The organism is Clostridium sp. AM33-3 (assembly GCF_003480315.1).
Lineage (GTDB): Bacteria > Bacillota > Clostridia > Lachnospirales > Lachnospiraceae > Brotaphodocola.
In genome coordinates, this window is record NZ_QUIV01000005.1 from 62,695 (window position 1) to 86,115 (window position 23,421).

Below are 23,421 nucleotides of genomic sequence, written 5' to 3' on the forward strand. Positions count from 1 at the left end.
TTGAAACAAATTCTCGCTTTTTGTCAAACTGCGTCATCTGTTTATCTTATTCACTTAAGTACGCCTTCTTAACGGAATCATCGTTCATGAGCTCCTTTGCGTCACCGCTGAGCACAATCTTTCCGGTTTCCAGCACGTAGGCACGGTTCGCAATGGAAAGCGCTTTCTTCGCATTCTGTTCAACCAGAAGGACTGTCACGCCGTCTGCATTGATCTTGCGGATGATATCGAAGATCTCATTGACATACAGCGGGGACAGACCCATGGACGGCTCGTCCATGACGATCAACTTCGGATGAGACATCAGTGCACGGCCCATTGCCAGCATCTGCTGCTCACCACCGGAAAGCGTACCGGCCATCTGGTTTTTACGCTCTTCCAGTCGCGGGAATCGCGCATAAATCTCTTTCAGAGTCGCCTCCATCTCGTTTTTGTCATTGCGGGTGTACGCACCCAGCTTTAAGTTCTGCAGAACCGAAAGCTCTGCGAACACGCGGCGTCCCTCCGGCACATGGGCAATACCCATTCCTACCAGCTTATAACCCGGAATCTTTGTGATATTGTTTCCTTCATAGGTAATAGTGCCTGCCTTGGACGGGATCAGGCCGGTAATGGTCTGCAGTGTTGTGGTTTTCCCTGCGCCGTTTGCTCCGATCAGGGCAATGATCTCACCCTGGTTTACCTCAAATGAGATTCCCTTGATTGCCTGGATGACACCGTAGCAGACTTCCAGGTCTTTTACCTCAAGTATTGCCATTGCTCTAACCTCCTACTCTCCAAGATAAGCCGTAATAACACGCTTATCATTCAGCACTTCCGATGTCTCACCCTGGGTCAGTACCTGACCGAAGTTTAAGACCGTCAGCTTTTCACAGATACCGGAAACCAGCTTCATGTCGTGCTCGATCAGAAGCACAGTCATATCAAAATGGTCACGCACGAAACGGATGGTATCCATCAGCTCTGCGGTCTCGTTCGGGTTCATGCCGGCTGCGGGCTCGTCCAGGAGAAGAAGCTTCGGGTCCGTAGCAAGGGCGCGGGCAATTTCCAGCTTTCTCTGCTTGCCATAAGGCAGGTTGGATGCCTTGTAATCACACTCCTTATCCAGATCAAAAACCTTTAACAGCTCCATGGCCCGGGCGTTCATTTCCTTCTCTACTTTATAATAACGCGGAAGGCGGAAAATACCCTCGATGGTGGAATACGGATGATGGTTATGCAGGCCTACCTTTACGTTGTCCAGAACACTTAAATCCTTGAACAGACGGATGTTCTGGAAGGTTCTTGCAATGCCTGCCTGATTGATCTCAATGGTGCTTTTTCCGGTCAGCTCTTTGCCATCCAGGAAAATAGCGCCGTGATCTGCCTTGTAGACACCGGTCAGCAGATTGAAAATGGTAGTCTTGCCTGCGCCGTTTGGTCCGATGAGGCCGTAAAGCTGTCCCTTTTCGATGGTCAGACTGAAATTGTCCACTGCTTTTAATCCGCCAAAAGAGATGCCGATATTTTTTACTTCCAGCATAGCCATATTATGCAGCCTCCTTTGCAGATTTTTTATTTTTCTTGATACGGTCCATGAAAACAGATCTCATCTCTATGGCCTTCGGACTGGAGTTGAAGATCATCATAACGATCAGGACTACTGCGTAGATCAGCATTCGGTAATCGTTCAGGCCGCGTAAAAGCTCCGGAAGCATGGTCAGGATAATCGCCGCGATCATGGAACCGCGGATATTTCCAAGTCCGCCCAGTACCACAAATACCAGGATCATGATGGACATATTATAGCCGAAGTTCTTCGGGGTTGCCGCCAGGGAGGAGAGGTTGTGGGCATACAGAACACCTGCAACGCCTGCCAGGGCTGCGGAAATCGCAAATGCCATCAGCTTGTACTTGGTAATATTGATTCCCACGGACTCTGCCGCAATGCGGTTGTCGCGAATGGACATAATGGCGCGTCCGGTGCGGGAATTGATCAGGTTTAACACGATAAACAGGGTGATCAGCACCAGGATGATGCCTACCGTAAAGGTTGCCGCCTTCGGAGTACCGGTAATACCCTGTGCACCCTTGATGATGACAACGCCGTCCGCGCCCATGCCAAGGGATGTGGTATCCTTGATGGAAAAATGAAAGCCGTTGGAATCCATTCCCACATACAGCACATTGATAAGGTTCTTGATGATCTCGCCGAATGCAAGGGTTACGATAGCCAGATAGTCACCCTTTAACCGCAGGACCGGAATACCAATGATAATGCCGAACACGCCTGCAACAGCAGCTCCGATCAGGAGAGCCAGAAAGAAGCGCATGCCTACAGACGGGATCACATCTGTCATGCATTTGGTAAAAAACGCACCGGTAAAAGCACCTACGCACATGAAGCCTGCATGTCCCAGGCTTAACTCACCGAGAATACCGACTGTCAGGTTTAAGGATACAGCCAGGATCACATAGATACACAGAGGAACCAGAAGTCCCTTTAACAGGCTTGTCATATGTCCGGTGGCTCCAAGGATCTGGACCAGGATCCAGCAGGCAATTACGATCGCATAAGTGATGCTGTTCTGGATTAATAATCTGTTCTTTTTCATTCCATTCACCTACACTTTCTCCGTAATCTTTTTTCCCAGGATTCCGGTCGGACGTACCAGCAGCACAATGATCAGCACTGCGAATACGATGGCATCAGAAAGCTGGGAAGAAATATATGCTTTGGAAAGATTCTCGATCACTCCTAGCAAAATACCGCCGATCAGCGCGCCCGGAATGGAGCCGATGCCGCCGAAAACAGCTGCCACAAACGCCTTGATACCCGGCATGGAACCGGTGTAGGGAGTCAGGGACGGATATGCGGAGCACAACAGTGCGCCCGCGATCGCTGCCAGGGCAGAACCGATCGCAAAGGTGATCGCGATGGTGCTGTTGACATTGATGCCCATCAGGGTTGCCGCTCCGGTATCCTCAGATACAGCCAGCATAGCCTGACCAACTTTGGTCTTATTGATGAAGGTTGTCAGAGCTGCCATGATGATGATACAGGTAATGATCGTAACCATGGTAACGCCGGAAATGGACAGGGCACCGCCTGCCAGCTTTAAGCTCGGCACATTCACAACAGATGTGAACTGACGCGCGTTGGATCCAAAGATCAGCAGCGCCACATTCTGCAGCAGGTAGCTGACACCGATAGCCGTGATCAGAACGGCCAGGGAGGATGCGCCGCGCAGCGGCTTATAAGCAACACGCTCAATCACGACACCCAGTACCGTACAGGCGATGACTGCCGCCAGAACGCCCACCATCGGCGGGAGTCCCAGGGTACTGACTATGGTAAAAATAACGAAGCCGCCTACCATAATAATATCACCATGGGCAAAGTTCAGCATTCTCGCGATACCGTAAACCATGGTGTAGCCCAGTGCAATGATCGCGTAAACACTGCCCAGGCTGATTCCGTTGATCAAATAAGACAGAAAACTCATGTACCTACCACCTCTTTACTTTTTTTCTATGAGAAATAAAACATAACTGGAATTATAGCATAGTCAAATTTGAAGTTCAAGCAAAAGTTCGCGAATGCGCACCATTTGTCCGCGTGGCAAAGACACGTTTTTCATGTCGTTTTTCCACGTATATCACGAACTCTCCAGGTGAACACAAATTACGGAAAGCCGAAAAAAGGGAACCGCCCTGCCGGACGATCCCCTTTCGGATGTTTCCCTGCTGTTTGCGTGTTGGATACACGGAAAAATTACTGCATCTCGTACTCACCGTTTACGATCTTCACAGCCTTCGGTGCTTTATTCGGCTCGCCGTTTGCGTTCCAAACCATGTCAGAACCGGTCAGTCCATCGATGGAAATCTCGGTCATAGCCGGCTTTAATGCGTCACAGATATCGGAAGCGCTCATATCAGCGGTAACGCCTGCCTTCTCAACAGCTGCCTTGATTGCGTAGATCGCATCGTAGGAATCTGCAGCAAACTGGTTCGGCTCGATGCCGTAAGCTGCTACATAAGCCTCAGTAAATGCCTTACTGCTCTCCTCAGTGGTGGAGAACGGAGTTAAGAGCATCAGACCCTCTGCCAGGGAAGTATCAAAGTTCTCTACGGAAAGGATACCATCCATACCATCACAGCCGAAGAAGACCGGTGCGAATTCTTTGTCGCTTGCCTGCTTTAAGATGATGGAAGCCTCCTGATAGTAGATCGGAAGGAATACCAGCTCTGCGCCTGCGTCTTTTGCCTTGTCAAGCTGTACGGAGAAGTCGGTGTTGCTGTCTGCGGTAAATGCCTCGTCAGCTACGATCTCCAGACCCTGGTTTGCTGCCTCAGCAACAAATGCCTCACGAATACCAGAAGAATACTCGGTAGAGCTGTCATAGATGATAGCGATCTTGGTAGCCAGCTTGTTCTCTCCAATATACTTAGCGGAAGCGGTACCCTGATCCGGGTCTGCGAAGCATACGCGGAATGCGTTGTCAGTTGCTACGCACTCAACTGCGGAACCGGACGGAGTGATCAGGAACATGTTATCAGACTCAGCCTCTGCTCCTACAGCGATACACGGTTTGGAAGTGGTCGGACCGTCTAATACCTGCATACCCCAGTCTTTTAAGGTGTTGTATGCGTTGATGGATTTCTCTGGATCATTCTCATCATCCTCAGCCTTGGTCTCGATCATCATGCCGTTGATACCGCCAGCCTCGTTGATCTCCTTTGCTGCCAGCTCTGCGCCGTTTGCGACTGCGTTACCATAAGCTGCGCCTGCACCGGTTAACGGTCCGATTATGCCTACCTTTAATGTGCCGCCTTCTGCTGCTGCCTCAGTCTCTGCACCCTCTGCTGCAGTGGTCTCAGCATTATCTGCTGCTGCGGTAGTCTCTGCCGGCTTGCTGCCGCCACATGCTGCTAAGGATGCTGCCATCATAGCTGCCATACCAAAACTAACCAGTTTTTTCTTCATAATTTTTCCTCCTCTTAAATGAAAACAGGCTTCCTGAACCGTCAGGAAGCCGTATCCTTAAAGCTGAACTAATTATAGTAGTCAGAAAAACGCTTGTCAAGAACTTTCTTGCGTTAAAGCGAAGTTGAAGCAAAGTCATACAGAATTTTCAGTTCAGAAAATTCCTACCACGGTAGATTCGCGCTTTCCTTGCTGTTTCTTCGCAACAGCAAGACGATTTTGCCAATGCTTCGCATTCCGAATTGGCAAAATCCACAACCTCTGTTTTGTCGTACGGAATTTTCAGTTCTGAAAATTCCTACCACGGTAGATTCGCGCTTTCTACTGTTTTGTCTCGCAGCATCAGATCCGCAACTGCCTCTTTTGCGGACTTTCCGTCGAACAGTACTTCATTGACTGCCTCGATGATCGGCATGGACACCTGATACTTTTTGGCAAGAGCCAGACCGGCCTTGGCAGAATAGACACCCTCTACCACCATCTGCACCTCGTCCATAGCCTCCTTCATGGAATAGCCTTTTCCGATCAGGATTCCGGCACGGCGGTTGCGGCTGTGCATGCTGGCACAGGTTACGATCAGATCTCCGATCCCGGTAAGACCGGCAAAGGTTTCCAGCTTTCCGCCCATGGCCATGCCTAGACGGCTGATCTCCGCCACGCCCCGGGTAATGAGGGCTGCCTTGGTGTTGTCGCCATACCCAAGTCCGTCTGCGATTCCCGCTGCCAGGGCGATGACATTTTTCAATGCCCCGCCAATCTCAATTCCCAGGATATCCGGGCTGATGTAAACCCGAAATACCGGGCTCATGAAAAGATTCTGGATCTTCTCCGCAGTTTTGCGTGTTCTTGCCCCGGCCACACAGGTGGTCGGAAGCCCCCGGCTCACCTCTTCTGCATGGCTCGGTCCGGAAAGAACGGCCACATCGGCACCGGGAAGCTCTTCTTCCAGAATATCCGTCAGTGTCATGAGGGTTGCCTCCTCGATGCCCTTGGCCACATTGACCACCAGCTGTCCTTCTTTCAGGAAAGGCTTCATCTTCCGGGCAGTCTCCCGCACATAGATGGAAGGAACCGCCACCACCAGAAGATCTTTCTCCTTCATGGCACATTCCAGGTCAGAGGTGAATTCCATATCGTCCGGAAGCACCAGATCCGGAAGGGTCTTTAGACGGTGTTCTGTCCGCAGACTCTCTGCCTCCTTTTCAAAGGCAGACCATTCCGTCACCTGATGGCCGTTCTCGTGAAGCAGGAATGCAAGGGCGGTGCCCCAGCTGCCTGCGCCGATTATACTCACATTTGCCATAGGTCTATTCCTTTCTGGCACCCAGCTTGTTTTCCGTGCCGCTTAACAGTCGTTTGATGTTGGTATGATGGCGCCAGATCCCCATAGCGGAGATCAGGCCTGCCAGCACATAGAATTCCGTCAGATGTGCCGCCGCGATGCCAAAATCACCGCGGGCACCGAAAAACACCATACCGATAAAAAAGCAGATCATCACCAGGATGGATCCCAGGGATACATAGCGGGTAATGGCTACTGCAGCCACAAACACCACCAGGCAGACCAGCATCACACGCCAGTCTGTGGAGGCCAGAAGCCCAGCGGAGGCCGCAATGCCCTTGCCACCCTTAAATCCCATATAAAACGGGAAATTGTGTCCCAGGATCACGCCAAAGCCGGTGTAGAGCAGGTATACATACAGAAGCTCGGGCTGGCTGCGAAACAATACTCTTGTGATCAGGCATGCAGTAATCATCTTGCCTGCGTCACCCAGGAATACGATCAGTCCGGCCTTTTTGCCCATCACACGCAGGACATTGGTGCTGCCGGAGTTTCCACTTCCGTAATTGCGGATATCCATATGCTTGGATCTGCTGTAGAGATAGCCAGTCTGAAACAGACCAAACACATAACCCATTACCAGACAAAGTACTCGTTCCATTTACTCCTCCTTTCCATTCCTTTCGCGGATCAGGAATTTCAGAGCCGTACCCTTAAATCCGAAGGATTCGCGGATGCGGTTTTCCAGGTATCTCACATAGGAGAAATGCATCAGCTCTTTGTCATTTACGAAAATAACGAAGGTCGGCGGCTTTACCGCTACCTGGGTCATGTAATACAGCTTCAGACGCTTGCCCTTATCAGACGGCGGCTGCTGCATTGCAACAGCTTCAGTCATGATCTCATTGAGCACGCCGGTAGCGATACGCATGGTCTGGTTCTCGCGCACCATATCGATGAGCTCAAACATCTTGTTCATACGCTGTCCGGTTACGGCAGAGATAAATACCATCTCAGCATACTGCATGAAGGACAGGGTATCCTTGATCTTTTTGGTGAACTCGTAGATGGTCTTGTCGTTCTTCTCGATGGCATCCCACTTGTTGACGGCAACGATGATGCCCTTGCCCCTGTCATGGGCGATGCCTGCAATCTTTGCGTCCTGCTCCGTCACGCCCTCGGTCGCGTCAATGACCAGAATGACCACATCCGCACGCTCCACGGCAGATACGGTACGAATGATGCTGTAGCGTTCCAGATCCTCTTTGATCTTGCTTTTACGGCGCAGTCCGGCGGTATCAATAAAGATATACTCCGTTCCGTTGTATACGACCTCGGTATCGACCGCATCACGGGTGGTACCTGCAATATTGGAAACGATCACACGGTTCTCACCCAGCAGCTTATTAATAATAGAAGACTTTCCTACGTTCGGCTTACCGATAATGGCTACCTTCGGACGGTCATCCTCTTCTTCCTCTAACTGCTCCAGGGTGAAATGCCTGGACACCTCGTCTAACAGGTCACCGATTCCCAGGCGGGAAGCCGCGGATACCGGAATCGGATCGCCGATTCCCAGGTTATAGAACTCGTAGACATCGTTTCCGAATTTCTGGATGCTGTCCACCTTGTTTACCGCGAGGACCACCGGCTTTCCGGATTTGCGGAGCATGTCCGCAACCTTGGAGTCAGAATCCTGCAGACCCTGACGTACATCCACGATGAAGATAATGACATCTGCGGTGTCAATGGCAATCTGTGCCTGCTCCCTCATCTGGGACAAAATGATGTCACGGCTGTCCGGCTCAATACCACCGGTATCAACCAGGGTGAAGTTCATGTTCAGCCAGTTGCAGTCCGCATAAATACGGTCTCTGGTAACTCCCGGCGTATCCTTTACGATGGAGATGGTCTCCCCTGCCAGTACATTGAACAGGGTAGACTTTCCAACGTTCGGACGCCCTACAATGGCAACGATTGGTTTACTCATGTGTGATCTCCTTTAATTCATATCCGTCGTAGACGGTATCTTGTTCTTCTTCCAGGCCAAGAACGGCATCCACCAGATCCTGACCGCTTGATTTTACAATATTCACCGGAACTTGTAAAGCGTTTTGCACATCGGCGCGGGTGAGGTCATCCAGAAATACCTCCTCGCCACTCCGAAACATGCAGATTGGAAGCAGCAGACGCTCGCCAAGCGGCACCACCGACATCTGCTTCTTTAAATCCTGTCCAGTGATCAGACCGGCCACGGTGATGCTTTCTCCGAAAAAGTCATTGCGGATCGCGTACAGATGCACCTTTTTCTGAGGAAACTTTGCCTCGATCTTATCCAGCTGCTTTCTCAGATAAGGGTAAGCCAGCCGGCCCGTAGCAATGGACAACTCCTCCGGCTTCACCGGAAGATCCTCCGGCAGTGCCTCAAGCGCTTCTGTTACCTCGGTGTCAAGAAGACGCAGCATGCCCACGCCATTCTCCAGCTGCGGGTATCCGTCGTAACGCTCTGTCTCCGGCAGCTCCCGCTCTGCCAGAATATAGAATTCATCGCTGGCATGGATGAAGTGCATGCCATACTGCTCATATATGATCTTCTGCCATTTTTCAATGATATCAATGGCATTCTCTGCATCTTCCTTCTCAAAGGGCTTTAACGGATACAGACCGTCCCGGTATCTGGAGAGCCCTACCGGCACGACGGAAGCGCTCTGCATATAAGGAAGATACTTTGTCATATCCCGGATGGTATGATCCAGCTCTTCCCGGTCATTCACGCCCTTGCACAGCACGATCTGTCCGTTCATGGGTATGCCGGCCTCACAAAGACGGTCGATCTTTTTTAATGCTTCTCCCGCAAACCGGTTATGGAGCATCTCGCAGCGCAGCTTCGGATTGGTGGTGTGCACCGAAATGTTGATCGGCGCCAGCTTAAAATCAATGATACGCTGGATGTCATGCTCTTTCATGTTGGTCAGCGTCACATAGTTTCCCTGAAGGAAGGAAAGACGGGAATCATCGTCCTTAAAATAAAGGGTTTCGCGCATGCCCGGCGGCATCTGGTCAATGAAACAGAAAATGCATTTGTTGCTGCAGGACTTGTAATCGCTCATAAGTCCGTTCTCAAAGGTGATGCCAAGATCCTGGTACTCATTTTCTATTTCCAGCTCCCACTGCTCGCCGTCTGCCTTTTCCACCAGCATGACCATGCTTTCGCTGTCTACATAATATTCATAATCAAAGATATCTTCCACTTCATTTCCATTGATCGTAAGTAAACGGTCTCCCGGCTCCAGCTCCAGTTCCTCTGCAATGGAACCCGGGTCAACGGATTTTATCAGATGTCCTTTTTGTTTCTTCATAGATATTCCTTTCCAGCAGATGTTCAGGGCCTGCTTTGACCTGGGTCATCCGGCTGTCAATCTGCACTCTTTTCATCATAACAAGATTCCTGTTCTTTGTCAAAGCAATCGGCCTCCGGTTTTGGGTGGATTTACCTGTTTTTTTGTTTTTTTTTACAAAATTCCCCAAGGCTCTTGACGCTTGCTTTTTTTAAGGATATAAATATGTTGGATTATAATGAACTATTTTACTTGAAGGAGTATGTACCAATGGCTAACAACTACGTGTTTAATGACATTTTACCGGTAGCGCCGTTAAAGCTCGCTGCCCTGGAAAGCTGCAAGGATCTGGCAACCAAGGTAAACGATCACATTGTCACCTTCCGCCGCAATGATACCGTGGAGCTGCTTCGCCGCCAGCAGGATTTAAACTACCGCGGCTACGATGTAGATTCCTATCTTCTTGACTGCAAATGCCCGCGTTTCGGTTCCGGTGAGGCAAAGGCCGTTATTAACGAATCTGTCCGCGGCGCGGATCTGTTTGCAATGGTAGATGTAACCAACTACAGCATCCCATACAGCGTTTGCGGCTACACCAATCACATGTCCCCGGATGACCATTTCCAGGACTTAAAGCGCATCATCGGTGCTTCCGTAGCCACCGCACACCGCGTTAATGTTGTTATGCCTTTCTTATATGAAGGACGTCAGCACAAGCGTACCAAGCGCGAGTCCTTAGACTGTGCAATGGCACTGGAGGAGCTGATCTCCATGGGTGTTTCCAACATCATTACCTTCGATGCCCATGACCCGCGCGTTCAGAACGCCATTCCGTTAAGCGGCTTCGATAACTTCATGCCGACTTACCAGTTTGTAAAGGCTCTGTTCACCCACGACACCTCCTTAAAGATCGACAAGGATCATCTCATGATCATCAGCCCGGATGAGGGTGCCATGAACCGTGCCGTATACCTGGCCAACAACCTCGGAGTTGATATGGGTATGTTCTATAAGCGCCGTGACTACTCCAGAGTCATTGACGGCCGCAACCCGATCGTTGCCCACGAGTTTTTGGGTACTTCCGTAGAAGGAAAGACCGTTCTCATCATTGACGATATGATCGCATCCGGCGAGAGCATGTTAGACACCGCCAGAGAGTTAAAGGAGCGCAAGGCAGAGAAAGTTATCATCTGCTGCACCTTCGGCCTGTTCACCGCTGGTCTGGAAAAATTTGACCAGTACTATCAGAATGGCTACATCGACTATGTCATTACCACCAACTTAAACTACCGTCCGAAAGAACTGTTAGACCGCGAGTGGTATCTGGAAGCTGACATGAGTAAATATCTTGCAGCCATCATTAACTCCTTCAACCACGACGTTTCTATCGGAGCTGCCCTGTCTCCGACCGAAAAGATCCAGAAGCTGGTAAAACGCTACCAGGCAGGCGGATACGATTATTATCAGACCATCCAGTAAATTTTAATAGGGACGCAAAAAAGAGCTTCACGCAGCGTATATAAGTGCTGTGCGAAGCTCTTTTTGTCTAATATGATTTTATCCCTGCTCTCTGAGAGCCAGAAACGCTGCCAGATTTCCCCGCTCCGTTCCCATGATCCGGTGAGAAAACAGATGTGACGGGTTGCACCGGGTACAGATATCCGTTGTATGGATCTGATTTGCCGGGATTCCTGCTTCCCGGAGCACGATCTGGTTTGCCCGCCACAGATCCACCTGATACTTTCCGTCTGGCTTTTGGTAAAACAGATCGTTATGGTACTGCTCTGCAAAGCCATCGGCAAATTCCGCAGCCACCTCCGGTCCTACCTCAAAGCAGTCCTGGCAGATGCTCGGTCCAATGCAGGCAATGACATCCGCCGGTTCTGTGCCGTATTCCCGGTTCATGGCCTCCAGTGTGGCTTTTCCCATGCGATGCACCGTGCCCCTCCAGCCGGAATGGGACAGTCCGACAGCCCTGTGGACCGGATCCACAAAATACAGTGGCACACAGTCCGCGTAAAAAGTCACCAGCGTGATACCCGGAATATCCGTGATCAGGCCATCTACATCCTGATAATCCCGCTCTTTTACAATGCCCTTTCCCGCGTCTTCCTCTGTCACCTTGCGGACATTGGTGGTGTGGGTCTGGTAGGAAAGCACCATCTTCTCTGCATCGGTTCCGAGAACGGCTGCCATGCGGCGGTAATTTTCCATTACATGCTGCGGATCATCATTCCGGGTAAAGCTAAAGTTCATGGTAGAGAACACGCCCTCGCTGACACCTCCGTGGCGGGTGGAAAAGGCATGGCTTACCAGACCGGTGGCATCAAGAGCCGGAAAGGACAGATAGGTAACGCCGTTTTTCTCACGGATTTCAATTTCCGATTTTTCCAAACCGCGCTCCATGCAGCAGCTTTCCGTCTGTCCTGCTGTTGTCATGCCGCTCTGCTTGCGGATCCATGCTTTCTGTTCCATCTGTACCCTCTCCTTTTCGTTCTGAATTTTCTATGTCTGCACTAAACTGCATATTCAGCACAATTGTCAATGTTCCTATGCGAACGCGTCCCGAATCCAGTTAATCTGATCTCCCAGTATACTCACCACATCAAAACGGCACGGCATGTCCTCGCGGTAATGTCGGCTGTACAGATAGAACTGCGCCGTATAGCGTATCCGCTGCTGTTTGATATGGCCAACCGCCTCTGCAGGCATACCATTGCGTGCTGTTTTCCTGTATTTTACCTCGACAAATACCAGATACTGTCCGTCCATTCCGATCAGGTCGATCTCACCCTGGCGGCAGCGAAAATTCCGCTCCAGAATTTTCACACCCCGGCGGGTCAGAAAGTCTGCCGCCAGTTCTTCTTTCCGGGTTCCGGTCTCCCGTTTATTTTCTTTGTATTCCATTCACACCTGTGCCTTCTGACCACACTTTTTTCCAGGAACCTGCGCTGTTCGTTTTCTGCATCCATCCTGCTTTTACACAAAATTCTTGATAAAGCTTTTTCTATGGATCGGGGTCGGCCCATACTCTTTCAATGCCGCAATGTGCGCTGCGGTTCCATATCCCTTGTGCTTGGCAAAGCCATATTCCGGAAATAAGGTATCGTACTCAACCATCATGTGATCCCTGGTCACCTTTGCTAAAATACTGGCTGCCGCAATGGAAACACTCTTGGCATCTCCCTTGATGATCGGTACCTGATTGATCTCCACCCCCGGAATGGTCACCGCGTCATTGAGCAGCAGATCCGGCTGCACGGAAAGCCCGGCAATGGCCTGGCGCATGGCTTCATAGGTGGCCTGTAAAATATTGATCTCATCGATCAGATCCGGCCCCACGATGCCAACACTCCAGGCAACCGCCTTTTCCTTGATTTCTGTAAACAGGGCTTCCCTGCGCTTCTCGGAAAGCTTCTTGGAATCGTTTAAAAACAGGATCTCACAATCCACCGGCAGGATCGCTGCCCCGGCCACCACCGGACCTGCTAACGGGCCACGGCCAGCCTCGTCGATGCCGCAGATGGCAGTACAGGCTGCGTAGGTATCCTCGTACTCCCGCATCAGAGCCAGACGGGCGCGCTCTGCTTCCAGCTTCTCTCCGGTTAAGGTTCTCAGTGCCATGCTTACGCCTTCCCGCTCTCGCTGCCCTGATCTGCAGCGCCTGATTCCTGTACGGAATCCACTTTGTCCCCATCATTTTTCTTCACCGGCGGGAACTCCAGCGTAATCCGACCCAGCTTGCCGCTGCGGTAATCGTCGATCACCAAAGCTGCCGCACGGCTGTAATCCGGCTCACCGCCCTTGGCCAGGCACCCCCGCACCTTTGCCACCTGGATCAACAGATTTTCATCAGAAGTCTCATCAATCTTATAACGCTCTTTTAACACATCCGGATAATGCTTCTGCAACAGTTTCAAAAGCTCCAGGGCCAGCTCATCTTTATTTAAGATTTCATCGTTGATGGAACCGATAAAGGCCAGCAGAAGCCCCACTTTCTGATCCTCAAATTTCGGCCAGAGGATACCCGGGGTATCCAGAAGCTCCAGAGTCTTGTTTAACCGGATCCACTGGTTTCCCTTGGTCACGCCCGGCTTGTTTCCGGTTTTGGCGCAGGCCTTTCCCGCGAAAGAGTTGATAAAAGTAGATTTACCAACATTCGGGATTCCCACCACCATGGCGCGCACCGGTCGGTTCATGATGCCTCTGCGGCGGTCGCGCTCAATTTTTTCTTTGCAGGCTTCCTGAACCACTCCATTGATCTGCTTGATGCCGGCGCCGCTGCGGGAATTGATCTTCACGACAAAATATCCCTTTTCCTTAAACCAGCTGGTCCATGCCTCATTGTAACGCTCACTGGACAGATCTGACTTATTTAACAGGATCAGTCTCGCCTTGCCCTTTCCAAGCTCATCAATATCCGGGTTGCGGCTTGCTAACGGCACACGGGCGTCAACTACTTCGATGATCAGGTCGATCAGCTTGATGTCTTCTTTCATGGCACGCTTTGCTTTGGTCATGTGCCCTGGATACCACTGTATATTCACGACATTTCCTCCTATATCTTCGTATTATTATCTATCACCTCAGGACCGGACCAGACTGATATGGATCAGCGGAAACATACGCAGCCACACTTTTCCAATGATCTGGTCTTCCCGGACATTGCCGATGTTGGCAAACCGGCTGTCCTCACTGCTGTCCGGGTTATCCCCCAGCAGAAAATATTCTTTATCTTCTAATTGAACCGGATTCTCTGCCAGTCCGGAAAGAGAAATCTTCCGGTTGCCCGGCATGGAAACCTGTTCCTGATTTACATACAATTCCCCATCTATGATCTGGACCACATCTCCGGGAACGGCCACAACTCGCTTCACGTTGGTCTTCTGGTCCTCCCGCTCAAATACGACGACATCCATACGGTCCGGCTTTCCGATCTCATAGGTCAGCCGGTTCATCAAAACAACATCACCGGAATTTAAAAGCGGATACATGGACTGCCCGTTCACCGTGACCTGCGTTCCGAAAAACACCAGGCAGAACCAGGCAAAAGCCAGCGCCACTACCACATCCACAATCCAGCTGCAGATCTTCCGGATCATATTCTGTTCATCACTCAGATAAAAATCCACCTGTTTATGCTCCATTCTACCGTGTGTTCCCACGGACAAAAACACCTTCTGCAAATGCCATTCCATATGGCAAAAAGGGGGAAGTTGCTTGCAACTCCCCCACTTTCCTGTTCTGCACGTCCTGCGCGCATAATACGCAGAAAGGGACAATTTTCATTGTCCCCTGTTCCACGCAAAATTATTTTACTAACTCTTTAACCTTAGCAGCTTTACCTACTCTGTCTCTTAAGTAGTTCAGTTTTGCACGTCTTACTTTACCTCTTCTGACAACCTCGATGTTGTCTACGAACGGGGAATGAACCGGCCAGGTCTTCTCTACGCCGATGCCGTTGGAGTTCTTACGAACGGTGAAGGTCTCTCTTGCGCCGCCGTTCTGTCTCTTGATTACGGTACCCTCGAATACCTGGATTCTCTCGCGGTTACCCTCTTTGATCTTGTTGTAGACCTTAACGGTATCGCCTACGGAAAACTCCGGTACGGAAGCCTTTAACTGTGCTGCTTCAATGTTCTTAATAATTTCGTTCATTTGTGTGATCCTCCTTCATATGTTTGATGTTCTTTAATGCTTCTTCCGCAACAGAGGAACATCTCTTTTTCTAGTCACAACGGTATTATGATATCATAGGGACAAATAAATTGCAAGCACTATTTTGCTGAATTTACTCCCCTGAATTTACTTCTCCTGTGCCTCTTTCTCTGCCATCAGCTCTGCCAGATACTGGCGCTCTTTCTTCGACAGATTTGCCTCTTCCAGAAGATCCGGCCGTCTCTCCAGGGTCCGCCTGATAGACTGCTGACGTCTCCAGGTCTCAATGTTTTTGTGGTGTCCGGAAAGAAGCACCTCCGGCACGCGCATACCCTGGTAAACCTCCGGGCGGGTGTACTGGGGGTACTCAAGGAGATTGTCGTGGAAGGACTCGATCTCCGCGGAAACATCGTTATTTAAAACGCCCGGCACCAGGCGGGAAATACAGTCGATCATGACCATGGCCGGAAGCTCACCGCCGGTCAGGACATAATCGCCCACGGAAAGATAATCGGTCACGATGAGCTCTAACGCGCGCTCATCAATGCCCTCATAATGCCCGCAAAGGAAGACCAGATCTTCTTCCTGCGCCAGCTCCTCGGCAATCTTCTGGTTGAAGGTCTGTCCCTGCGGAGTCATGTAAAGGACGCGGGGACGCTTGCCGATACGCTCACAAAGCGCCTCGTAGGCATCACACACCGGAGCCGCCTGCATCACCATGCCTGCTCCGCCGCCATATGGGGTATCATCCACGTGGCCGTGCTTTTCTTTCGTGTAATCCCGGATATTGACCGCCTCAATGGAAAGCAGGCCTTTTCCAGCTGCCCGTCCGATGATGCTGGTATTCAAGCCGTCTAACACCATCTCCGGAAACAATGTTAAAATATGATAATTCATGCTTTTGCTTTCTCCTGATTTCAGCGTATTACAGGTCCAGAAGGCCATCCAGGATATGGACGGTCGCCATCTGGCTCTCCAGGTTTACATCCAGAATGCACTGCGGGATAGCCGGGAACAGATACTCTTTGCCTTCCAGACTTTCGATAACGTAAACATCGTTGGCACCAGTCTGAAGGACATCAGTCAGGGTACCGAACTCTTTTCCCTCATCGGTCACGACTTTTAAACCGATCAGATCGGTGATGAAGTTCTCGTTCGGAGCCAGCTTCACGGCCTGATCCCGGCGGATCAGCAGATCCTTTCCCTTGTATTTTTCGATTTCGTTGATATTGTTAAACTCCTTGAACTTCAGGATGACCATGTTTTTGAAGAACTTGACGCTCTCAATGGACAGGGTTATCTGATCTCTGCCAGTATCAAGGATGACGGTTTTCAGCTTTTTAAAACGGTTCACATCATCGGTCGTAGGGTATACTTTGACCTCACCGCGTACACCGTGGGTGGATGAGATCACGCCGACTCTTAAGGTATCCTCCATCTTCCATTCCTCCAGATTTTTATAAAAGAAAAACTGCCGCAGGAAAATCCGACGACAGTTTCTGATGGCTACTGTATATCTACAACAACCTTTTTTTCTTCTTTGGAAGCGGCTGCCTTGACAACGGAGCGGATCGCCTTCGCGATGCGTCCCTGCTTGCCAATCACCTTTCCCATATCAGATGGGGCAACCTTTAGCTCAATAAAGGTGCCGCTTTCCTTTTCGGTCTCGGTAACAACCACCTCGTCCGGATTGTCAACTAATGCTTTTGCAATAACCTCAACCAGTTCTTTCATAGCGATCACCTCTCAGATTACTGAATGCCAGCGGTCTTCAGAAGCTTTGCTACACGGTCGGTCGGCTGTGCGCCGTTTGCTAACCACTCCTTGGTAGCCTCCTCGTCAAACTTGATAACGCTCGGCTCCTGGTTCGGATCGTAAGTACCAACCTCAGCGATGAATCTGCCATCTCTCGGGGATCTGGAATCTGCAACAATGACTCTATAGAAAGGTTTTTTCTTAGCACCCATTCTTCTTAATCTCATCTTTACTGCCATGTCAATTTCACCTCCTTAAAATATACTGATAATGTATCAACAAATACAGAAAACTCTGTACTGTCACCATATAAGCTGCCCTAGAAAGGCATTTTCAGCTTTCCGAGCATACCGCCCAGTCCGCCGCGTCCGCGCTTACCGCCCATCATGCCAGGAAGCTGCTTCATCATTTTCTTCATCTGATCAAACTGCTTGGCAATACGGTTTACCTCGCTGATATCCACCCCCGCGCCCTTTGCGATACGCTGTTTGCGGGAAGGATTTAAGAGGCCCGGATTGGCGCGCTCTTCTTTTGTCATGGACAGGATGATAGCCTCCACACGGTCCATGGATTTCTCATCCACCTCCGGGATTCCGCCCTTCATCTGTGACATTCCCGGCATCATGCTCATAATGCTGGTCAGTCCGCCCATTTTTTTAATCTGGCGCATCTGGTCCAGGAAATCGTTGTAGTCAAACTCTGCCTTGCGCAGCTTCTGACTCATTTCCTTCGCCTTTTCCTCGTCAACCTCCATCTCGGCTTTCTCGATCAGGGTAAGAATGTCTCCCATGCCCAGGATTCGGGATGCCATACGGTCCGGGTAAAACTGTTCCAGATCGGAAAGCTTCTCTCCCATACCTATATATAAAATCGGCTTCCCGGTTACGGCCCGGATGGAAAGGGCTGCACCGCCTCGGGTATCGCCATCCAGTTTGGTAAGGATGACACCGTCGATACCGACTTTATCCTGGAAATTCGATGCTACATTGACTGCGTCCTGACCGGTCATGGCGTCTACCACCAAAATAGTCTGGTCTACGCTTACAGCCTCTTTGATGTTCTCGAGTTCTTCCATCATGCCTTCATCTACATGAAGACGTCCGGCGGTATCGAGGATCACCACATTGTAGCCATTCTTTGCCGCGTGCTCCATAGCGGCCTTTGCAATATTGACCGGGCTCTGATTTTCTCCCATGGAGAAGACCGGAACGCCCTGTTTGTCTCCGTTGATCTGGAGCTGCTGGATTGCTGCCGGACGATATACGTCACAGGCAACCAGAACCGGCTTGCGGCCCTTTGCCTTCAGCTTTCCTGCGATCTTCGCTGTCGTTGTCGTCTTACCTGCACCCTGAAGACCTGCCATCATAATGACGGTGATCTCATTGGTAGGCTTTAATGCGATTTCCGTAGTATCGGAACCCATCAGGCGGATCAACTCTTCGTTAACGATCTTGATCACCATCTGGCCCGGCTGCAGGGAACCCAGCACTTCTTCGCCAACGGCGCGTTCCTGAACGGAGCTTATGAACTGTTTTACAACCTTGAAGCTTACGTCTGCTTCCAGGAGAGCCATCTTGACTTCCTTGAGCGCAGTCTTGACATCCGCTTCGCTTAAACGGCCCTTGCCGCGCAGGTTTTTAAACACGTTCTGCAGTTTATCGGATAAGCTTTCAAACGCCATAGGTAACCTCCTGTTCAGAACCGATCACGGCATACGCCGAAATCAAAGTTCCATGATGTCGTTGGAAATCTGCTCAATCTCGTCGATCAGACTTTCATCTTTTGTTTCCTTGAAAACCCTGGTCTTTTTATGGATCTCCTCCACCATGCGGCGGGTAGTCTGGAACTTGCTGATCAGATGCAGCTTGTCCTCATACGCACTCAAGGTCTTGTCGCAGCGCTTGATGAGATCGTGAACACCCTGACGGCTGATCCCGTTCTCCTCGGCGATCTCGCTTAAGGACATGTCGTTATATACCACATCCTCGTAGATGCTGCGCTGATGCTCTGTGAGCAACTCTCCATAAAAATCATAAAGCAAACTCTGTTTTACAATGCTTTCCATAACATCACCTTGGCTATCATACACGAAAGGCGCGTTGCTGTCAAGTATTTTTTCTTGACACTTATAAAAATTTTTGTTTTTCTTTTTATACACCTGTTTTCGGGCAGATATCAGCCAGACAGCACCGGTCGCAATACGGCTTTGTTCGGGCCGTGCAGACCTCTCTTCCATGCCATACCAGCCGATGACAGAAATCGCTGCCCTCCTCCGGCGGCACCAGCTTCCAGAGTTCCATTTCAACCTTTTTCGGTTCCTTAATGCCGTCTACCAGTCCCATGCGGTTTACCAGGCGGATACAGTGGGTGTCTGTAACAATGGCCGGTTTGCCAAACACATCACCCATGATCAGATTGGCGCTTTTTCTTCCCACTCCGGGAAGCTTCAACAGAGCATCAAAATCCTCCGGCACCTTACTGCCGTACTCATCCCGCAGCATCTTCATACAGGCGCTGATGTCTCTGGCCTTACTCTTTCCCAGACCGCAGGGCCTGACGATTTCCTCAATTTCTTCCACCGGTGCCTCCGCCAGGGCATTCACATCCGGAAACTTTTTATAGAGTGCCGGAACCACCTGATTGACCCGCTCATCGGTGCACTGGGCCGCCAGACGCACGCTCACTAAAAGCTTCCAGGCTTCCTCGTAATCCAGGGTGCAGTCTGCGTCCGGGTAAGCCTCCTTCAGTCTCCGGATGATTTCCAGAGTCTTTTGTTTTTTTGTCATAGGATGAACCTCACTATTGCAGGAACAGGTGCCGGTATCGTTCCGATGCATACTGGCACCTGCAATATTTACTCGTTTGATTTTCGGTTAATGAATTCTGTCCGGATCTTGGAATAAACGAATTTCTGGCTGTGGTAGAGCCCATAATATCCAGACAGGGTAAAGCACACTGCCACGGCAATGGCATAATATGGCATTGCGGCAAATCCAAAAAGTTCAAATGCCATGAACATCGTGGACACCGGACAGTTTGTCACGCTTACGAACAGGCATGCCATTCCAACCGATGCGCACAGTCCGACCGGCAGTCCGGTCACCAGGCTCATCAAGTAGCCAAACGCGGCGCCGACCGTCAGCGTCGGCACGATCTCTCCGCCCTTAAAGCCTGCGCCAAGCGCTACTCCGGTAAACAGGATCTTCATCAAAAATGCATAAACCGGAATTCTTTCACCTTCAAATACCATTTCGATGATCTGAGCACCACTTCCGTTGTAAAGCCGCGCCGGAAACAGGAGGGTCAGGACAATAAAGATCGCGGATCCCGCCAGCACGCGGATATAGGGATTCGGAAAAACCTTCCGGTAAGCATGACCACACTGATGCAGGCTGACACAAAGGAAGATTCCGACACAGGCACACAAAATTCCGATGAGCACTGTCAGAAGCGCAGATGAGGCGCCAAACTCCGGCACCAGGCCGATCTCATAATGCTCCGGAGCCAGACCCAGGAATTTTGCCACTGACACACCGACAAACGCCGAAAAAACGCATGGAACCAGAGCCGCATAGTACATAACGCCAATGCTGATGACCTCCATGGCAAACACGGCTGCCGCAAGCGGAGTTCCGAAGATAGCGGAGAACCCGGCACTCATGCCGCACATAATGGCAATCTTTCTGTCCTTCTCATCCAGTCGAAAAGCCTTACCGATCAGGTTTCCCAGGCTTCCGCCAAGCTGCAGTGCTGCTCCCTCTCGGCCGACGGAAGCCGTGGCCAGATGACTCAGCAAGGTTGAGATAAAGATCAGCGGAGCAGTTGCCGGTGTAACCTCCTCTGTGGAGGAAATAGAATCCAGGACCATATCCGTACCGCGGTTTTTTTCTTCATGCGCAAACCGGTACAGCCACACGATCAGGAGTCCGACAAGCGGAAGCAGATACAACGTCCAGCTATGGCTCTTCCAGAAAGCAGTCGCTTTCTGGATGCCAAGGCCAAACAGTGTTCCGGCCAGACCGATCGTCACACCGGAAATCGCGGAAATGAAGGTCCATTTCAAAAAATAGCGGATATTCTGACGGAGCGCCTGGATTGTCTCATTTGTATGTTCTGTCATGATCATTCACCACTCAGTCACTGTAGGTGCCCTTGGACTTCACCAGCTTCGGGCGGTATCCGGCATCGTTTAAGGCCTGCACAATACGGTTCTTGTGATCCGTTCCCTCAGCCTCCAGGGTGATCCTAAGCTCCACAGCCGCATTGCGGTTGATACTGATGAACTGATTGTGTTCAAGCTTAATGACATTGCCGCGCTGGTCAGCAAGGAGCGTTGAAACCTTTGCCAGTTCGCCTGGCTTGTCCGGAAGCAGAACAGATACGGTAAAGATACGGTCTCTCTGGATCAGTCCATGCTGCACCACAGAAGACATGGTAATGACATCCATATTGCCTCCGCTTAAAATGGAAACGATCTTCTTTTTCTGCACATTTAAGTGCTTTAATGCCGCTACGGTTAACAGGCCGGAGTTCTCCACGATCATCTTGTGATTCTCTACCATATCAAGGAAGGCAACAATCAGCTCGGAATCCTCCACGGTAATGATATCATCCACATTTTTCTGGATGTACGGGAACAGCTTCTCACCCGGACGCTTTACCGCGGTACCATCTGCAATGGTGTTTACGGTCGGAAGTGTCAGCACATGGCCTGCCTTTAAGGACTCCTGCATGCAGTTTGCTCCGGCCGGCTCAACGCCGATCACCTTAATCTTCGGATTTAAGAGCTTTGCCAGGGTGGAAACGCCGGTGCAGAGTCCGCCTCCTCCGATCGGGACCAGGATATAATCTACGGTCGGCAGCTCCTTAATGATCTCCATGGCAATGCTTCCCTGACCGGTTGCCACATCCAGGTCATCGAACGGATGCACAAAGGTGTAGCCGTGCTCCGCAGCCAGCTCGTATGCGTGGTCACAGGCCTCGTCGAATACATCTCCGTACAGTACAACCTCCGCTCCATAGCTTCTGGTGCGGTTCACCTTCATAAGCGGAGTCGTGGTCGGCATCACGATAGTGGCCGGAATGCCAGCCAGCTTTGCAGCGTAGGCTACGCCCTGGGCATGGTTTCCTGCTGACGCGGTGATCAGTCCCCGCTGTTTTTCTTCCTCTGTCAGGGTACTGATCTTATAGTAAGCGCCGCGTACCTTGTAAGCGCCGGTGTACTGCATATTCTCCGGCTTAAAGTATACCTTATTTCCGGTTGCAGCAGAAAAATACTCGCTGTAAACCAGTTTGGTTTCCTGGGTGACCTTCTTAACCTCCTCGGAAGCCTCCTCAAATTTTTCGAGGGTTAAGCCCTCCTCCTTCTGCTGTTCTAACTCCTGTTCCTTTTCCATGTCTGTATTCTCCTTTTTCGTCTTGTATGGTATTTATTTTTTGTGAGACTGACCTGCATTTTTACAGACTACTGCATATTTTCTTTATTCACATCAAACAGCGCATTTACAAAATCACCGGAATTGAACTTCTGGAGATCGTCAATCTTCTCGCCCACACCCACGTATTTGACCGGGATGCCAAGCTCGGACTGTATAGCCACTGCGATACCGCCCTTTGCAGTACCGTCAAGCTTTGTCAGGATGATACCTGTGATGTCAGCAACCTCCATAAACTGCTTTGCCTGTGCCATGGCATTCTGTCCGGTGGTGCCATCCAGTACCACCAGGGTCTCGCGGTAGGCATCCGGATATTCCTTGTCAATGATACGGTTGATCTTTCTCAGCTCCTCCATCAGGTTTTTCTTATTGTGCAGACGGCCTGCGGTATCACAGATCAGCACATCGGCCTGGCGGGATTTGGCTGCTGCCACCGCATCATAAATGACCGCTGCCGGGTCAGAGCCTTCCTGCTGTGCGATGATTTCCACCCCGGCGCGGTTTGCCCACTCCGTCAGCTGCTCAATTGCTGCCGCACGGAAGGTATCAGCCGCTGCCAGAATGACCTTCTTGCCCTCATCCTTCAACTGGCCTGCCAGCTTACCGACGGAAGTGGTCTTGCCGACACCGTTAACCCCAATCACGAGCACTACGGATTTGCGGTTCTCAAACTCGTAGGCATTCTCGCCAAGGTCCATCTGTTCCCGGATGGAATCGATCAGAAGCTGTTTGCATTCAGCCGGTTCCTTGATATGCTGTTCTTTGACTTTTTTTCGTAAATCTTCCAGCACGGACATGGTGGTCTGGATGCCCAGATCGCCCATGATCAGGGTCTCCTCCAGTTCCTCATAAAAATCCTCATCAATAGCAGAGAAACCACTGAAGATGGAATCCATGCCGGAGACAATATTCTCTCTCGTTTTGTTTAAGCCTTCAACCAGACGGCTGAAAAAGCCTTTCTTCTTTTCTTCCACTCGCGAGCCTCCT

The 23,421-nt window shown here is 50.6% G+C and carries 26 protein-coding genes; 1 reads left to right on the forward strand and 25 read right to left on the reverse strand.

The window, feature by feature from the left end:
- Positions 1-46: 46 nt before the first annotated feature.
- The 9 genes from DW819_RS04235 to DW819_RS04275 all read right to left on the reverse strand — a co-directional run bounded on the left by DW819_RS04235 (position 47) and on the right by DW819_RS04275 (position 9,607).
- Positions 47-757 carry an ABC transporter ATP-binding protein gene (locus DW819_RS04235; protein WP_118732225.1) on the reverse strand — a complete coding sequence of 237 codons (711 nt, stop codon included), beginning with the start codon at positions 755-757 and terminating at the stop codon, positions 47-49.
- A gap of 12 nt (positions 758-769) precedes the next feature.
- Positions 770-1,528, reverse strand: a complete 759-nt coding sequence (locus DW819_RS04240) for an ABC transporter ATP-binding protein (RefSeq protein WP_118532572.1) — start codon at positions 1,526-1,528, stop codon at positions 770-772.
- A gap of 1 nt (position 1,529) precedes the next feature.
- Positions 1,530-2,594 (reverse strand): branched-chain amino acid ABC transporter permease, encoded by a 1,065-nt coding sequence (locus DW819_RS04245; RefSeq protein WP_118732309.1) that lies wholly within the window; start codon positions 2,592-2,594, stop codon positions 1,530-1,532.
- 9 nt (positions 2,595-2,603) lie between these two features.
- Complete coding sequence (locus DW819_RS04250; RefSeq protein WP_118732226.1) at positions 2,604-3,485, reverse strand: branched-chain amino acid ABC transporter permease; 882 nt, start codon at positions 3,483-3,485, stop codon at positions 2,604-2,606.
- Positions 3,486-3,754: 269 nt separating this feature from the next.
- Positions 3,755-4,966: an ABC transporter substrate-binding protein gene (locus DW819_RS04255; RefSeq protein ID WP_118732227.1), complete on the reverse strand. Its 1,212-nt coding sequence runs from the start codon at positions 4,964-4,966 to the stop codon at positions 3,755-3,757.
- Between the two features lie 298 nt (positions 4,967-5,264).
- On the reverse strand, positions 5,265-6,269 hold the full coding sequence (locus tag DW819_RS04260) for an NAD(P)H-dependent glycerol-3-phosphate dehydrogenase (protein WP_118732228.1): 1,005 nt from the start codon (positions 6,267-6,269) through the stop codon (positions 5,265-5,267).
- A gap of 4 nt (positions 6,270-6,273) precedes the next feature.
- Entirely contained in the window at positions 6,274-6,909 is a 636-nt protein-coding gene (plsY, locus tag DW819_RS04265) for a glycerol-3-phosphate 1-O-acyltransferase PlsY (protein WP_118732229.1), read from the reverse strand.
- On the reverse strand, positions 6,910-8,238 hold the full coding sequence (der, locus tag DW819_RS04270) for a ribosome biogenesis GTPase Der (protein ID WP_118732230.1): 1,329 nt from the start codon (positions 8,236-8,238) through the stop codon (positions 6,910-6,912).
- The gene (locus tag DW819_RS04275) at positions 8,231-9,607 is read right to left on the reverse strand and encodes a DUF512 domain-containing protein (RefSeq protein WP_118732231.1); all 1,377 of its coding nucleotides are present in this window, start codon (positions 9,605-9,607) and stop codon (positions 8,231-8,233) included. Before DW819_RS04275 ends, der begins: the two co-directional genes overlap by 8 nt.
- Before the next feature lie 249 nt (positions 9,608-9,856).
- Here DW819_RS04275 and DW819_RS04285 point away from each other — a divergent pair, with 249 nt between their 5' ends.
- A complete protein-coding gene (locus DW819_RS04285; RefSeq protein WP_118732233.1) occupies positions 9,857-11,065 on the forward strand; it encodes a ribose-phosphate pyrophosphokinase in 1,209 nt (402 codons plus the stop codon).
- A gap of 78 nt (positions 11,066-11,143) precedes the next feature.
- Here the strand turns inward: DW819_RS04285 and pgeF are convergent, their stop codons facing one another.
- From pgeF to ftsY, 16 genes are all read right to left on the reverse strand, one after another.
- On the reverse strand, positions 11,144-11,992 hold the full coding sequence (pgeF, locus tag DW819_RS04290) for a peptidoglycan editing factor PgeF (protein ID WP_118732310.1): 849 nt from the start codon (positions 11,990-11,992) through the stop codon (positions 11,144-11,146).
- A 144-nt stretch (positions 11,993-12,136) separates the two neighbouring features.
- Positions 12,137-12,493 (reverse strand): YraN family protein, encoded by a 357-nt coding sequence (locus DW819_RS04295; protein ID WP_118732234.1) that lies wholly within the window; start codon positions 12,491-12,493, stop codon positions 12,137-12,139.
- Between the two features lie 72 nt (positions 12,494-12,565).
- A complete protein-coding gene (locus DW819_RS04300) occupies positions 12,566-13,210 on the reverse strand; it encodes a ribonuclease HII (RefSeq protein ID WP_243025566.1) in 645 nt (214 codons plus the stop codon).
- Positions 13,211-13,212: 2 nt separating this feature from the next.
- The gene (gene ylqF, locus DW819_RS04305) at positions 13,213-14,133 is read right to left on the reverse strand and encodes a ribosome biogenesis GTPase YlqF (RefSeq protein ID WP_118732236.1); all 921 of its coding nucleotides are present in this window, start codon (positions 14,131-14,133) and stop codon (positions 13,213-13,215) included.
- Positions 14,134-14,172: 39 nt separating this feature from the next.
- Positions 14,173-14,733, reverse strand: a complete 561-nt coding sequence (lepB, locus tag DW819_RS04310; RefSeq protein WP_347560160.1) for a signal peptidase I — start codon at positions 14,731-14,733, stop codon at positions 14,173-14,175.
- A 163-nt stretch (positions 14,734-14,896) separates the two neighbouring features.
- Entirely contained in the window at positions 14,897-15,244 is a 348-nt protein-coding gene (rplS, locus tag DW819_RS04315; protein WP_118532592.1) for a 50S ribosomal protein L19, read from the reverse strand.
- Positions 15,245-15,391: 147 nt separating this feature from the next.
- Positions 15,392-16,141: a tRNA (guanosine(37)-N1)-methyltransferase TrmD gene (gene trmD / locus DW819_RS04320; protein WP_118532602.1), complete on the reverse strand. Its 750-nt coding sequence runs from the start codon at positions 16,139-16,141 to the stop codon at positions 15,392-15,394.
- A 28-nt stretch (positions 16,142-16,169) separates the two neighbouring features.
- A complete protein-coding gene (rimM, locus tag DW819_RS04325) occupies positions 16,170-16,682 on the reverse strand; it encodes a ribosome maturation factor RimM (RefSeq protein ID WP_118732237.1) in 513 nt (170 codons plus the stop codon).
- Between the two features lie 68 nt (positions 16,683-16,750).
- Positions 16,751-16,978 carry a KH domain-containing protein gene (locus DW819_RS04330; protein ID WP_118532606.1) on the reverse strand — a complete coding sequence of 76 codons (228 nt, stop codon included), beginning with the start codon at positions 16,976-16,978 and terminating at the stop codon, positions 16,751-16,753.
- Positions 16,979-16,995: 17 nt separating this feature from the next.
- Positions 16,996-17,238, reverse strand: a complete 243-nt coding sequence (rpsP, locus tag DW819_RS04335; protein WP_118532608.1) for a 30S ribosomal protein S16 — start codon at positions 17,236-17,238, stop codon at positions 16,996-16,998.
- 80 nt (positions 17,239-17,318) lie between these two features.
- A complete protein-coding gene (gene ffh, locus DW819_RS04340) occupies positions 17,319-18,680 on the reverse strand; it encodes a signal recognition particle protein (RefSeq protein ID WP_118705664.1) in 1,362 nt (453 codons plus the stop codon).
- A 42-nt stretch (positions 18,681-18,722) separates the two neighbouring features.
- Complete coding sequence (gene ylxM / locus DW819_RS04345) at positions 18,723-19,064, reverse strand: YlxM family DNA-binding protein (protein WP_118532612.1); 342 nt, start codon at positions 19,062-19,064, stop codon at positions 18,723-18,725.
- A gap of 85 nt (positions 19,065-19,149) precedes the next feature.
- Complete coding sequence (gene nth, locus DW819_RS04350) at positions 19,150-19,785, reverse strand: endonuclease III (RefSeq protein WP_118705843.1); 636 nt, start codon at positions 19,783-19,785, stop codon at positions 19,150-19,152.
- A 68-nt stretch (positions 19,786-19,853) separates the two neighbouring features.
- Complete coding sequence (locus DW819_RS04355) at positions 19,854-21,119, reverse strand: chloride channel protein (protein WP_118540772.1); 1,266 nt, start codon at positions 21,117-21,119, stop codon at positions 19,854-19,856.
- A 13-nt stretch (positions 21,120-21,132) separates the two neighbouring features.
- Positions 21,133-22,395: a threonine ammonia-lyase gene (gene ilvA / locus DW819_RS04360; RefSeq protein ID WP_118732238.1), complete on the reverse strand. Its 1,263-nt coding sequence runs from the start codon at positions 22,393-22,395 to the stop codon at positions 21,133-21,135.
- Between the two features lie 68 nt (positions 22,396-22,463).
- Positions 22,464-23,408 carry a signal recognition particle-docking protein FtsY gene (ftsY, locus tag DW819_RS04365; protein WP_118732239.1) on the reverse strand — a complete coding sequence of 315 codons (945 nt, stop codon included), beginning with the start codon at positions 23,406-23,408 and terminating at the stop codon, positions 22,464-22,466.
- Positions 23,409-23,421 lie beyond the last annotated feature (13 nt).